This is a genomic window from Indibacter alkaliphilus LW1 (assembly GCF_000295935.2).
Classification (GTDB): domain Bacteria; phylum Bacteroidota; class Bacteroidia; order Cytophagales; family Cyclobacteriaceae; genus Indibacter; species Indibacter alkaliphilus.
The window spans coordinates 1-14,333 of sequence record NZ_ALWO02000031.1 but is presented as its reverse complement, the minus strand read 5'-3'; the positions used below and the strand labels follow the sequence as shown (position 1 = coordinate 14,333).

General features: G+C 40.2%; 10 protein-coding genes. 8 read left to right on the top strand and 2 right to left on the bottom strand.

What is annotated here, in order from left to right:
• Positions 1-265 precede the first annotated feature (265 nt).
• Genes recQ through A33Q_RS08300 form a run of 4 tightly spaced genes read left to right on the top strand, consistent with a single transcriptional unit; the run spans position 266 to position 5,641 of the window.
• Positions 266-2,446, top strand: a complete 2,181-nt coding sequence (gene recQ / locus A33Q_RS08315; protein ID WP_009034462.1) for a DNA helicase RecQ — start codon at positions 266-268, stop codon at positions 2,444-2,446.
• A gap of 14 nt (positions 2,447-2,460) precedes the next feature.
• Positions 2,461-3,756: a phosphoribosylamine--glycine ligase gene (purD, locus tag A33Q_RS08310; protein WP_009034461.1), complete on the top strand. Its 1,296-nt coding sequence runs from the start codon at positions 2,461-2,463 to the stop codon at positions 3,754-3,756.
• Between the two features lie 42 nt (positions 3,757-3,798).
• Entirely contained in the window at positions 3,799-5,193 is a 1,395-nt protein-coding gene (locus A33Q_RS08305; RefSeq protein ID WP_235062784.1) for a PSP1 domain-containing protein, read from the top strand.
• A 1-nt stretch (position 5,194) separates the two neighbouring features.
• On the top strand, positions 5,195-5,641 hold the full coding sequence (locus A33Q_RS08300; protein WP_009034459.1) for a gliding motility lipoprotein GldH: 447 nt from the start codon (positions 5,195-5,197) through the stop codon (positions 5,639-5,641).
• Between the two features lie 3 nt (positions 5,642-5,644).
• Here A33Q_RS08300 and A33Q_RS08295 read toward each other — a convergent pair whose 3' ends face one another.
• Positions 5,645-9,583: an AAA domain-containing protein gene (locus A33Q_RS08295; protein WP_009034458.1), complete on the bottom strand. Its 3,939-nt coding sequence runs from the start codon at positions 9,581-9,583 to the stop codon at positions 5,645-5,647.
• A complete protein-coding gene (locus A33Q_RS08290; protein ID WP_009034457.1) occupies positions 9,584-10,396 on the bottom strand; it encodes an SDR family oxidoreductase in 813 nt (270 codons plus the stop codon).
• A gap of 165 nt (positions 10,397-10,561) precedes the next feature.
• Between A33Q_RS08290 and rlmD the strand changes: the two genes are divergently transcribed.
• From rlmD to A33Q_RS08270, 4 genes are all read left to right on the top strand, one after another.
• Positions 10,562-11,974, top strand: coding sequence for a 23S rRNA (uracil(1939)-C(5))-methyltransferase RlmD (gene rlmD / locus A33Q_RS08285; RefSeq protein ID WP_009034456.1), 1,413 nt, complete (start codon positions 10,562-10,564; stop codon positions 11,972-11,974).
• Entirely contained in the window at positions 11,971-12,348 is a 378-nt protein-coding gene (locus tag A33Q_RS08280; RefSeq protein ID WP_009034455.1) for a hypothetical protein, read from the top strand. The genes rlmD and A33Q_RS08280 overlap by 4 nt, the downstream gene beginning before the upstream one ends.
• A 769-nt stretch (positions 12,349-13,117) precedes the next feature.
• Positions 13,118-13,513, top strand: a complete 396-nt coding sequence (locus A33Q_RS08275) for a transposase (protein WP_016254947.1) — start codon at positions 13,118-13,120, stop codon at positions 13,511-13,513.
• On the top strand, positions 13,510-14,333 hold an 824-nt coding region (locus tag A33Q_RS08270; protein ID WP_235062783.1), incomplete at its 3' end, for an IS3 family transposase. The genes A33Q_RS08275 and A33Q_RS08270, both read left to right, overlap by 4 nt.

Here is a 14,333-nt window from a genome sequence, read left to right as displayed (position 1 = left end):
CTGAGCTGATTTTGGAATGATAATCAGTATATCGGAAGTGAACATTTTTCTGTATGAAAGTTGGCAATAATGTAATTTCATCAAAATCCTTTTAGATACTTAACTTTGAATACTTATTGGAAAGGATTTATAGCTACACTTTTAATATTTTTTGTTAACTTCAAAATTGCCGTTGGTAATCATTAGATTTGTATCAAAGGTAAAAAAGAATTCCTTTATACTTTAATGAATACCGCCAAGGTGGAACATTAAACATCATTTTATTGTGGATCAAACCGTCAAAGAAAACCTTAAAAGAATATTCGGCTTTAGCCAGTTTAGAGGCAACCAAGAGCCAATTGTAGACAATGTTCTAAGAGGCAATAATACTTTCGTTATCATGCCAACAGGAGCTGGTAAATCACTTTGCTACCAACTCCCCGCAGTCATACAGGATGGTACAGCAATAGTCATTTCACCTCTTATTGCCCTGATGAAAAATCAGGTGGACCAACTCAACGCCTTTGGAATCAATGCCCATTTCCTCAATTCAACGCTGAATAAGACCGAAACAAACAAGGTCAAGAAAGAAGTGCTTTCGGGAAAGACGAAGTTGCTCTATGTAGCACCTGAATCTCTGACCAAAGAAGAAAATGTGCTTTTCTTAAAAGATGCCAAATTGAGTTTTGTGGCTATCGATGAAGCCCATTGTATTTCTGAATGGGGGCATGATTTCAGGCCTGAATACAGAAAAATCAAAACCATCATAGCCCAAATCGGCTCAAATCTGCCAATCGTTGCCCTAACCGCTACCGCCACACCCAAGGTACAGCAAGATATACAACGTAACCTTCAAATGGAGGAAGCAGATCTTTTCAAGTCTTCTTTTAACCGGACCAATCTCTATTACGAGGTAAGACCAAAGGTGAAAAATGAGACGAAAAAACAGATTATCAAATACATCAAATCCCAAAAAGGAAAGTCTGGAATCATTTATTGCCTGAGTAGAAAAAAGGTAGAAGAGATTGCCAACCTACTAAAAGTCAATGGCATCAAAGCCGCACCTTATCATGCAGGACTAGAGCAAAATGTGAGGGTGAAAAACCAGGATGACTTTCTAAATGAAGAAGTTGACGTCATCGTGGCTACCATTGCTTTTGGAATGGGAATAGATAAGCCGGATGTACGCTATGTGATACATTATGATGTACCCAAATCCCTTGAGGGTTATTATCAGGAAACCGGACGTGCAGGGCGTGATGGCCTGGAAGGTCATTGCTTGATGTTTTACAAATATGATGACATTGTCAAACTTGAGAAATTCAACAAAGACAAGCCAGTAACAGAAAGGGAAAACGCCAAAATTCTACTACAGGAAATGGCAGCTTACGCTGAAAGCTCTATTTGCAGAAGGAAATTTCTACTGCACTATTTTGGTGAAATGCTGGAAGACGATTGCGGCCATTGTGATAATTGTAAAAAGCCCAAAGAGAAATTTGATGGGATCGAACACCTTACTGCTGTCATTGGCGCAGTCAAAGAAACTTCTAGCAGGTTCAATATGGACCATATTGTCAATGTGGTAAGGGGTGAATCCAATGATTACATCAAAAGCTATAAGCATGATAAACTCTCCGTCTTTGGCTTAGGCAAAGACGAAGATGAAAGGACCTGGAAAACTGTCATCAGACAAGCCATGATTGGTGGTTTTTTAGAAAAAGACATCGAAAACTATGGAGTGATCAAGACCACTGCCAAAGGACTTGAATACCTCAAATCTCCTTATTCATTTTTTATTTTCAAAGACCATAACTTTGAGGAAATGATAGAAAATGAAACTCCGGATGAAGTTCCTGCAGGTGGAGGAAAGGCATATGATGAAAAACTTTTCGAACTGCTAAAAGCTGAAAGGAAAAAAGTCGCAAAAGCCAAAGGCCTACCGCCTTATGTCATCTTTCAGGATCCTTCCCTGGAGGAAATGGCTACTGTGTATCCTACCTCCCGCGAAGAATTGGCCCAAATCAACGGGGTGGGTATGGGAAAAGTCACTAAATTTGGAACACCTTTTCTGAAATTAATAGAAAATTACGTAGAGGAAAACGAGATCATTACTGCGTCAGATGTGGTCGTCAAGACTGCCGGAAGCAGGTCAAAAGTAAAAATCTCAATTATTCAGCAAGTAGACAGAAAGATCAATTTAGATGAGATCGCTGATAATCTCAACATTTCCATGGCAGAATTGCTTCAGGAAATTGAACAAATAATTTATAGCGGCACTAAGTTGAATATCAATTACTACATCGAAAATATCATGGATGAAGAAAGGGAAGATACACTCCATGAGTATTTTATGACTGCTGATACAGATAATATAAGAGTGGCACTGAGCGAATTGGAAGATGAAGACTTCGCTGAAGAAGAGATCCGGGTTTATAGAATCAAATTTATCTCAGACCACGCCAATTAAACTGAAATTACTGCATGAATATATTATTATTAGGCAGCGGAGGCCGCGAGCACGCCTTCGCTTGGAAAATCGTAAACAGCCCAAAATGCTCTAAACTTTTTGTAGCACCGGGTAACGCTGGCACTGCCAAGATTGCTGAAAACATAGATATTTCACCCAATGATTTTAAAAAACTGAGCAGTTTCGCTCTGGAAAAAAACATAGCCCTCATCGTGGTAGGGCCAGAAGAGCCTTTGGTCAGAGGTGTAGTGGACTACTTTGCGCTAAATGACAAAGTAAGCCATATCCCGGTAATAGGACCGAGTCAAAAAGGTGCTCACTTGGAGGGATCCAAAGATTTTTCCAAAAAATTCATGGAAAGACATGGGGTTCCAACAGCAAGTTCCATGACATTCACAAAAGAAAATCTAGAAGAAGGTCTGGAATATTTAAAATCACAAAGCCTTCCTATCGTCTTGAAAGCTGACGGCCTAGCTGCCGGCAAAGGTGTCCTGATTTGTAAATCCTTGGAAGAAGCAGAAGCATCCCTGAAAGAAATGTTACTTGACAGTAAGTTTGGAGAAGCATCTTCCAAAGTAGTTATTGAACAATTTTTGGATGGCATCGAGCTTTCCGTATTTGTGGCTACCGATGGCAAAAGCTATAGGATTCTTCCGGAGGCAAAAGATTATAAAAGAATAGGGGAAAACGACGAGGGGTTGAATACAGGAGGAATGGGTGCGGTAAGCCCTGTCCCCTTTGCTGATCTTGAGTTTCTGGCCAAAGTGGAAGAAAAAGTGGTCAAGCCAACCATCAATGGGTTAGACGAAGAAGCGATTAAATACATAGGCTTCCTTTTCATCGGACTGATGAATATTCAGGGAGAACCATATGTGATAGAATATAATGTAAGAATGGGCGATCCTGAAACTCAGGCAGTTTTACCAAGAATCAAAAGTGATTTCCTGGAAATGCTGATCCATATGGGTGAGCAAACACTCAGCAATTACACCATCGAAATACAGGACTATACCACAACCACAGTGGTTTTGGTGGCTGGAGGATATCCTGAATCATATCAAAAAGGAGATCAAATTGAAGGTTTGGAGCAAGCTGAAACAGGGGATAAAAGTCTGATCTTTCATGCAGGTACCAAACTGGAAGGTTCCAAAGTTCTCACCAACGGCGGTCGTGTATTAGCTGTGACAGGAAAAGGAAAGGGAGTACAGGAAGCTTTGGACAATGCTTACGAGACAGTTTCCAAAGTATGTTGGAAAGACCTATATTTCAGAAGGGATATTGGTCAGGACATTTTGAAGTTAATCAAGTAAACCCAAATCGAGGAGGAGCAAATGCTCCCTTAATATATAATTATGGCAGGATGTAGTAGCTGCTCTACCACCACTGGGAATAGCGGGGGCTGTCAAAACAACGGCACTTGTGGTACGAGCGATTGTAATAAAATGAATTCTTTTGATTGGTTGTCCCATATGGGCATTCCAACTGTAGATAAATTCGATATTGTAGAAGTCAAATTTAAAGGCGGGAGAAAAGAGTATTACCGAAATGTAGATCACCTCCACTTGACAACAGGTGACCCAGTAGTCGTGGACGTTCCAAACGGACATCATATCGGGTACATTTCCCTTCAAGGAGAACTTGTAAGGCTTCAAATGCAGAAAAGAAAAATCAGAAATGATGACAACATTCTGAGGATCTACCGGATTGCTACCCAAAAAGACATTGAAAAATGGGACGATGCCAAAAACAGAGAAATCCCCACCTTATACCGTAGCAAGCAAATCATTGATGAATTGAATCTTCAGATGAAACTCTCAGATGTAGAGTTTCAGGCAGACAATTCAAAAGCAACTTTTTACTACTCAGCAGATGACCGGGTAGATTTCAGAGAATTGATCAAGCTCCTTGCTTCTGAATTCAAAATCCGGGTGGAAATGAGGCAAATAAGCTTGAGACAAGAGGCCGGTAGATTGGGAGGAATCGGAGTATGTGGACGCGAACTCTGCTGCTCTACCTGGATTCATGACTTCAAAAGTGTATCTACCTCAGCAGCCCGCTACCAGAATCTCTCCTTAAACCCAAGCAAACTTTCCGGACAATGTGGAAGATTGAAATGCTGCCTCAATTACGAGCTCGACACCTACATGCAGGCGCTGGAAGATGTACCTACTGTAGATAGACCTTTGCAAACTGAGACTGGTACAGCCAAACTGCAAAAGACCGATATTTTCAGAAAGCTGATGTGGTTCAGTTATAACAATGACAATAACTGGCATTCAATCACCTGTGAAAGAGTCAAAGAGATTCAGGAACTCAATGAAAAAGGTATCACTCCTTTTGATCTGATGAATAACAAAGAGCAGGAGTTTGATAATGAAGCGATCAAATCCACCTTGGAACTCGAGAGATTGGATAAAAAATTCAGTACCAAGAAGAAAAAGAAAAAAAGAAAAAAACCAAGAACTGACGCTGACCAATCAGCCAGCTCTGGAAGCAACAGACAAAATCAGCCCAAAACTGATTCAAGTCCCAATCGAGATAACACCAAAGAAGGCCAGGAAAACAGGAGAAATAATAAGCCCGGAAGAAGAAATCAACCCAATAGAGGTAAGGCTACACCGAAGACTCAAGCCAAGCAGGATAATCCTAATTCGGGCAATACCAACGAAAATCCATCTAGACCAAAGAATAGGGGAAGAAGAAAATTTCCACCCAGAAACAAAGGTGATCAGAACAAGGACCAATAGAATGAAAAGAATTTTCCTTTTTGTAATGGCAACGGCTATGCTCTGCGCCTGTGATTCCGACAGGGTTTTTGAAAAATACCAAGGTATGGAATCCCAATCCTGGATCCTGAACGATACCGTATCCTTTCATTTTGAAGATCCCTTGGAAAGCTCAGCTTCTCTGATTGCTGTGAAATACAATCAGGACTACGAATTCCGAAATCTGTACCTGAGATATTTTCTTTTGGACTCTGCAGGAAAGGAAATTGAGTCCCAATTGGTCAATATCCCATTGTTTGAAAGCACTTCGGGCAAACCACTTGGAACTGGGTACGGAAATACTTATGCCCGGTTTGATACTTTACCCATAGAATCAGGAGAAAATTATAGGTCTATTCATTTTGTCCAATACATGCGTTTAGAAAACCTTCGAGGAATTGAAGCTGTAGGCTTGAAAAGAGTCAAATAAGACCTAGCCCAAAAAGTCCTGCCCCATCCAATATTGCCGGCTGAATACAAATCTATAAGGCCAGCCTTTCTCTTTCAGTTGGAGTGGGTGATATACAAATGCTTCCTTAGCACTGCCTACACCGTACAACCTATCATCATCTGAAAGTATTGCACCTTTATACTTCCCATTCTCCCGGATAGCCATATCCATCCACAGAGAGGCAGAATACATGTTAAGATTCAATTCCTTATGTCTTTCAGCCAATCTGTCCTTCAAAAACCAAGCAGATTCATAGCCTCTTAATTTCCTCTCCTCGTGTTCCAATTCTTCCCCATTGACCAATCTCTCAATAAAGCTGAAATAATTTTTTAAGAGAGCAATTCCCTCATTCTTCAATTGTTGTTGGCTAAAGTCTCTGGAATTCAGACTCGTCACCAAAATGATTTTTTTCTTGGCACGGGTAATGGCTACGTTCAGTCTGTTTCCGCCGCCTTGCCTGGAAAGCAATCCAAAATTTGCAATCAGCTTTCCCTTTTTATTTCTGGCATAACCGGTGGAAAAAACTACTTGGTCAAATTCATCTCCCTGAACATTCTCTATATTTTTGACTTTAAGCCTTTCCAGATCAATTTGCCTCTCCACTTCTAATTTTTCCCGAATGAGTTCCATTTGAAAAAAATTGAAAGTAATGATACCTATGCTGTCTTTCGGATTTTCTGACTGAATCCGTCTGACTACAGAAACGACCTTATCTGCTTCTAAATGGTTTTGTTGCTTTTCCCACACTCCTTCTACATGATGCAATTGAAAAGGCATTATCTTCTGATTTAACAATGCTCTTTGGGACAGCATTTCCAACCTACCTCCATAAAACTTCCTATTAGAAAAATAGATCAACTCAGGCTGACTACTTCTATAATGCCCTTGAAGCCAAAATTTCTGAAAATAATTTGAGGCTAGATTTAAAAGTGAATCGGTTTCCGTTTCCAACCCCTCTTCATCTGTATCCAACCTCACTTGGTATAGATCAAAAGGCTGAAGCTGACAGGAATCACCCGCTATCACTGCCTGCTTACCCCTTAACATTGCTGGTAGACCCCTTTCCACAAAACACTGGGAAGACTCATCGAAAATGACCAAGTCAAAACTCTGCTGCATTGGAAACAAAGCTGAAACTGTATCCGGTGAACACAACCAACAAGGTACCAATCGGAAGATTTCACTTTCAAAGGATTCAACAAGCTTTTTAATACTCCAAACTCGTTTTTTCTTACTTACTTGATGAAGCAGTTCACGGTATGTCAGAAGGTTCCCCAGACGGTTAAATTCTAACTCTTGAAAGGTCTTTTCACGCAGGCGCAACTCAGCAATAAAACGTGATATTTTCCATTTCTCTACTACAGCACTCATCAACTCCTCCTGCATATTCAGTGCCTTAGGAGTGCTGATCTCACGAAGTACAGGATATTTTTTTTCAATATGATCTATCCAAGCATGCTTCAATCCCGAAAGAAAAAAACCAACCATCTCATTGAATGAACTTTCGGGATAGGTATCCAATATCTTTTCCATCAATGCTATTTCAACTGAACCTAACCTTTTTCTGAGCCCATCAAAAGCCACCAATTCATCAAAAAATTTGGGCAGCTCATTTTTCAGGGCATGAATATCCTTCCCCCTGCTTTGTACAAATAGATGCTGTATTTGAATTTTTGAAAAATAAACAAGCCATTGCCCCAGCTTGCTTTCCAGGTAATTCACTTGGTCCCTTAACCAATCCAAGCTCCGTTCACTATTTACTGGATCTTTGATCCTGGAATAAATAAACTCACCGGTTTTACCCCACTCATGAAGTGTCAATTTGGTCTGGACAGCGGCCAGGTGTACTGTCGCAAAGTGATTGAAAGAAGTGAAATCAAAAGGCCTTGAAGGCAACTCCAGCCAATCCTTTGCAGATAGCAGAGTCAGTTGGTGGTTGAGGTTTTGCCTGTTTTCAAGCTTGGAAATCAAAATATTTATTTCTTCTTTCTCAAGCTGATTAGCCTCCAATAGTTCTAAAATTCTCTGATATTTTTTCCTTTCCCATGGCCAGTCAAAACCCGACCACCACTTTTTGTTCTTGGCTGCATATTGAATAGCTAGGGTTAAGCATTCCTCTACCTCTTCATCCGAACAGTACCAATCAACTCCCTCATGTGCTAGAAGTTTTTTTACAGTATCCAGTTTGTTTTGAAGCCACAGCAAGTCAATTTCCTCAGTTTTCACCTCCGAAATCCTAATCAGAACTTCCTTTGTCTCAGGGTCCCGCATTTCTTGAATGAGTTGACCGAATTTTACCTTATTGCCAAAAAGCTCAAAAAGAACTGCAGGTTCAAAACTCTCTCCCTTTTTTAAATAATCTGAAATATGCGATTTGAACAAAACAATTTCATCCAGAATTTCAGAAATACGGTTTTGGGAACTACCCGAAAAATTACTGAAATCTACCCGGTGCAACCAAAAAGAATCTGACTGCTGGAATTTACGGTAATAAACTCCGTACTCTTTAAAATCCCTCAAAAAGTCAGGTACCTTATCAAAAGTCAGCCTTTTGTAATGCTGGATCATGTCAAAATAGGATTCTTCCAAAGTTGAGCTTAGGTACAATTCTTTGATCGGGACATCACACTCTTCTGTGTTGAACAAAGCTTTTCTGAAATCCTCAAAATATTCCGAATGACTTTCAATTAGTCTGGAGAGCTGAGAAAATTGTCTTTCCAACTGGATGGCATCTACCGTTCTATTGAGCTCCCGATACCTTTCCAAGGACTGTATCTGATCAGCTATTTTTTCAAACAACCCCTTTCTATCCCCTCTGAAATCGTGTACCAACCCTAAAAAAGCACCAAAGCCATTTTCCGAAAGGCGGTTGAAAACCACATCAAGAGCTGCCCTTTTCTGGGAGACGACGAGCACCCTTTTTCCCCTGCACATGTAATCGATGGCAAGATTGCTGATCAATTGGGACTTACCTGTACCGGGAGGTCCCTCCACCACGCAGGAATGCCCTGACCTTACCGCTTTGAGTACATTTTCCTGACTTGCATCTATGGGAAAAACCGTATACATCTGCTCCTCCCTGGCAGATTCCAGAGACTCACTTTCCCTGGTAAAGTATTTTTCGAAAAGCTGCTCCAAGTCAGCTGAGTCCTCCTGGGTAATCAAATGCTCATAATCCTCAATCAAAAACCCAGCACTCTGGGAAAAATGTCCAAGAACAGCATAGGGTTTCAAAGCCAACTGACCAAATCCTAATCGATCTTCATCCAAGGAGCGGTTGACGTCCGGAAATCTTGTTAACTTATCCTCATATAGTTCTTGGGAAAAGTTGATAGGTAATCTTCCCTTAATCCATGCGTATAAGTTATTTCTAAAAGCAACTGCTTCCTTGGAAAATCCTCCAACCGGATTTTCATCCATGATTTTTTTCGAATCCAGTTGCCCAGCATTTGTCAATGCCAATAGAAAAGAACGGTTAAATTCCGGCTCTTCAGAGCTAACCTTTTTCAATATCCATTGTCTTTCCTCTTTGACCAATTCCACAGGAAAAAAAATCAAAGGACATCGTATCAGTTGTCCGTTCATCAGTTTACCTTCTACAAAGGGCCAGGCCAGTTGAAGGCTTTTCTCTCCGGTCTCTCCTTCTATTGTCTTGCTGAGGTGTTGAAGTCGTTTCAGCCTAATTGATATCAGGTTGTTTTTTTCATCCCTCAAATCTGTCAGGGCAATTAAGGGTATTTTCTTTTTCTTCCCCAAAAGCTCTTGAATAATTGAAAAATCAGCAGATCCATTCAAAAAATTTAAATCCTTCAAGTCTATCATCTGACTGCTGAGTAGCTTATAAAGATAAATTGACCTATTTCTGCTGGATAAGTCAACTAATCTATTCAAGTAGATCTGAAGGGTTTCTTTGAGCGTCATCTATTTGAAAGGTGAATCTTTTTCTTTTGCCATAGTATTGTACACCAATGTATCCATAGTTCCAGGCATCCACTTATTCAGAAATACTGCCAATTTCCCCTGCTTGGTCAAGACAAGGTCTCTTTTTCTTTTGATCGTAGCTTTCAGGATTTCCGCAGCAACCTCTTCCGCACTCATCATTTTATCTTCTTCCCTTGGTGATTCTCCCTGAGACTGCCCGTCTGCTGTAAGCGCATTGTTCCGAATATTGGAGGCGGTAAAACCCGGACTTGCCACAAGCACATGTACGCCTCTTTTCATCACTTCTGTTCGAAGAGCCTCAAAAAACCCGTTCATTGCATATTTGCTTGCAGTGTAAGCTGTTCGGGCGGGAGTTCCACGGTAACCATTAATGGAAGACACGGCTACTATGCTTCCGGTGTTTTTGAGGATTTCAGGCAAGCAGTATTTAGTGGCATATACCGCTCCATAAAAATTGGTGTCCATCACTTTTTTGAACACATCCAAATCAAGATCCTCAAAAAGAGCACGCATAGAAATCCCTGCATTATTAATCAAAACATCAATCTTTCCATACTTTTCGATGGTCTCCAGGGCTATTTTTTCATTGTCTGTCTCAGAAGCAGCATCTGCCAGAACCCCCATTGCTTCTATTCCTTCCTGCTGTAGTCTATGTAAGCTATTATCGATTTTCACTTGTTTTCTTCCTGTGATCACCACCTTAGCTCCCTCTTTCCCAAAAGCCATGGCACAGGCTTCCCCAATTCCAGATGTGGCACCGGTAATGATGACTACTTTATCTTTGAATTTCATTTATAAGCTCTTTTGTGGGATAAAGATAAAAATATAGGCCGGAGCTGTGAAAGTAAAATGGCTTTTGACCGAAATATTATTTTTAGGCCCATCAGATCGGAGGGCTTTTAGGAATCTTATTTGGAAAACGGTAGGGGCTAAGGCTTTTTTCTTAATTTTGCGCCCATGTCAAGAAAGATGAAAAATAAGGTGGTCACCGACCTGAAGATAGAAAGGATTGCTACTGAGGGAAAATGCGTGGGACATCATGACGGGAAAGTGGTATTTGTGAAAGATGTGGCACCAGGAGATGTCGTAGATGTCAGAATTACAAGAGGCAAAAGCTCCTTTATGGAAGGGGAACCGGTACACTTTCATGAGTATTCCAAAGATAGAATAGAGCCTTTTTGCAGCCATTTCGGTACCTGCGGAGGTTGTAAGTGGCAACACATCAACTATGATTTGCAAAAAAGCTATAAAAGACAACAGGTAGTGGATCAATTTAGCCGGATTGGGAAGGTTGAAAACATGCCTGAAGTCCAACCAATTATAGGTTCGGATAATACCCGGTATTATAGAAATAAGCTTGACTTTACTTTTTCCAACAACCGCTGGCTGACGAGGGAAGAAATAGATTCAGGAGCAGAGTTTGAAAGAAATGCATTGGGGTTCCATATTCCGAAGATGTTTGACAAAATCGTAGATATCGAGCATTGTTACCTGCAAGGCAATATTTCCAATGAAGTCAGAAATGAACTTAGGGAATTTGCGCTGGACAATAAGCTGTCTTTTTATGATATCAGAAATCAGGTCGGTTTACTTCGAAACCTGATCATCCGTAGTACCAGTACCGGTGAAAGCATGGTGATTGTACAGTTCGGAGCAGACAAAACGGAAGAAATTGACATGGTGATGGCGTTTTTGAAAAATAAATTCCCGCAAATCACCGCCCTGCTATACATCGTCAATTTGAAGAAAAATGAGACCTTTCATGACCTGGAGGTAGTGACCTACGCGGGCAAGCCTTTTATCGAAGAAGAAATGGAAGGTCTGAAATTCAGAATCGGACCCAAGTCTTTTTACCAAACCAATTCTGAACAGGCTTACGAATTGTACAAAGTAACAAGAGAATTTGCAGACCTTCAGGGTGATGAGGTAGTGTACGATTTGTACACAGGGACTGGTACCATTGCCAATTTTGTAGCCAAGCAAGCTAAGCAGGTGATTGGTATTGAGTATGTGGAAGCAGCCATTGTAGATGCCAAACTCAATGCAGAAGTGAACGGAATAAACAATGCGCTCTTTTATGCCGGAGACATGAAAGATATGCTCAATGATGAATTTATTGCTTCGCATTCCAAGCCCGATGTAGTCATCACCGATCCACCAAGAGCCGGAATGCATGAAGACGTGGTCAATATGTTACTCCAGCTTGAGGCCCCGAAGATTGTCTATGTGAGTTGTAACCCTGCCACTCAGGCCAGAGATGTCGCTTTATTGTCAGAAAAATACAGCTTGGATAAAATACAGCCCGTGGACATGTTCCCGCAAACGTATCATGTAGAAAATGTTGTACGCTTAACTTTGAAAAAATCATGATTTCAGATTTCAATGATCCAGAATTAAACGGAAAATACCTGGGAACCATCACCAAGGATTTTATAAAAGTATCTGAGATACTCAAGGAAGCTTCCTATCAAGTGAGGAGCAGAAAGTTTTCCAGGTATCCCATTTTCCCTATTTCCAAAGAAGAACAGCCAATTGGCCAGTTGCTTTTGGGCAAAGAAGAAAAACAGCTGGACTGGAATTATTACATCACCTATATCGATGAATTCATCCAAAGAAAGCTTGTTTCTGAGGAATTGATCGAAGATTTTGAAAAGGCCTATAAAGATCCTGATGAATTTTGTTGCCTATTTGTAGTCGATCAGGACTTCACCAGTTTTGTATATATTCCTTATCCGGAGGATTGATGGAGTAAGGATACGTCATTATTTATCAATTAAAATTCGAAATTCTTTTTCCCGCAATGACGCAAAGAATTGGTTGATGATAATTGAGCTTTACGGCTATATCCTTTCTGTACTTTCTTAAGCAATCGTTTTGAGGACGCAAAGATTTGTGCCGGAGGCACAACCTGACGGTAAAGTCCTTTCGGCCAAACTTTCCTATCAGATTATCACTGGTCTTTTTGCGATTTTAAATCTAAAATCTACATGGTAAAATCTAAAATTTATCTTGGCTCTCCCATCTAATTTAGACTTCAATCATTCGACATTCAATTTTAATTGATTTTTTTTCAAAACATCAGGCAAGCCCTACAGGCTTGAAACCCCATTATTGAGACATCTTGCTACCAACAGGAAATCCCTCTGGGATTTTACTACCCTTCTTCTTCACCCCTACTTTTCCTGCTTGCCAAGTCCTAAAATTACATGACACTTTTATGATTGTTTTGAATATCGTCCGTACCATAGCTTTGGCAGGAAATCCTACGGCACTTTGAAAACTCACACTTAATATTTAAACCCAGCAATAAATTCCCGGGCTATTATATCTGTCATGCCTATGGCATTTGGTTCTGTCTTGATTCTTGATCACTTTTCCAATCTTGATTCTTGGCTCTTGGCTCTGGATTCTTGGCTCTCCTCTCACGGCTGGCAGTCTACTCTCAATCTTCGATTCTCCTTTTCATCCTGTCATTCCCTGAAATAGGTTGACCGTTTTTAACCCATAAACTAGATGTTAAAAACAGGAAAAAGGATTAATTCCCACAGAAGATTTTCTGAGGAATTTAAGCGTAAATTGGTTGATGATTATGAGAAAGGAGTGATGTCTGTTGTTCANATAGAACGTTTTTATGGTATTAGGAATGCTCTTATTTACAGATGGATTTACAAGTATTCGACCTACAATGAAAAAAATATCAGGATAGTTGAGATGAAGGATAGTCAAACTAATAAGCTTAAAGAACTTGAAGAAAAAGTTAAAGAGCTAGAAAGGGCAGTTGGACAGAAGCAGATCATGATTGATTACCTAGAGAAGATGATTGATCTGGCCAAGGAGAACTATTCGATTGATATTAAAAAAAACTCCAACACCCCACTCTCTGGTGGTTCCAATCCAACCAAAAAATGATGAGCTATTCACTTAGCGAACTTTATCGGACTGTTGGGGTGAGCAAGCAAGCCGTTCATCAGGCTAAGAAAAGACAGGAGTCTTTTGATAAGGAGCTTTCAGAGTTAGTTGTATTAGCTGATCAGCTCAAGGAAGAACACCCTGGTTGTGGGGTTGAAAAGATGTATTACACATTGCGCCCATCCTTTATGGGAAGGGATCAGTTCTGTGAGATTTTCATGGAATTAGGTTATGGAGTCAAACGTGTAAGTAATTATCATAGAACTACTTATATCGGGGCTTATATTTATCCCAACCTGATAGAGGGGATGGAAATAAAAAGACCATTTCAGGTAATCCAAAGCGACATAACCTATTTTCACTTAAACGGTGAGCATTATTATTTGGTGTTTATCATTGACGTTTATACCAGATTGGTAGTAGGATATGCAGTCAACGATCATCTGAGGACAGAAGGAAATACAGAGGCTATGAAAATGGCTCTCAAGATAATGAATTACCGGTCTTGGGGCTTGATCCATCATTCAGACAGAGGATCCCAGTATAGTAGTAAGGAATATACTTGTTTACTAAAAGAAAACCATATTCACATCAGTATGGGAACAGTTGCATGGGAAAATCCTTATGCAGAACGAATCAACGGAATTATTAAAAATGAATACCTCAAAAGATGGCAGATTAAGGACTTAAAAGACCTGAAGAAAAAAGTGGGAAAAGCAGTTGAACACTACAACACAAAAAGACTACACAGAGCTTTCAAAATGAGATTTACTCCTATGGGATTTTATCAAAAATTAGTACATTTATCTGCCCAAGAAAG

Bases quoted from the DNA above. Each gene is read 5' to 3' on its own strand.
- purD (WP_009034461.1), top strand. From the start codon at position 2,461: ATGAATATATTATTATTAGGCAGCGGAGGCCGCGAGCACGCCTTCGCT.
- A33Q_RS08305 (WP_235062784.1), top strand. From the start codon at position 3,799: ATGGCAGGATGTAGTAGCTGCTCTACCACCACTGGGAATAGCGGGGGC.
- A33Q_RS08300 (WP_009034459.1), top strand. From the start codon at position 5,195: ATGAAAAGAATTTTCCTTTTTGTAATGGCAACGGCTATGCTCTGCGCC.
- A33Q_RS08295 (WP_009034458.1), bottom strand. From the start codon at position 9,583: ATGACGCTCAAAGAAACCCTTCAGATCTACTTGAATAGATTAGTTGAC.
- A33Q_RS08290 (WP_009034457.1), bottom strand. From the start codon at position 10,396: ATGAAATTCAAAGATAAAGTAGTCATCATTACCGGTGCCACATCTGGA.
- rlmD (WP_009034456.1), top strand. From the start codon at position 10,562: ATGTCAAGAAAGATGAAAAATAAGGTGGTCACCGACCTGAAGATAGAA.
- A33Q_RS08280 (WP_009034455.1), top strand. From the start codon at position 11,971: ATGATTTCAGATTTCAATGATCCAGAATTAAACGGAAAATACCTGGGA.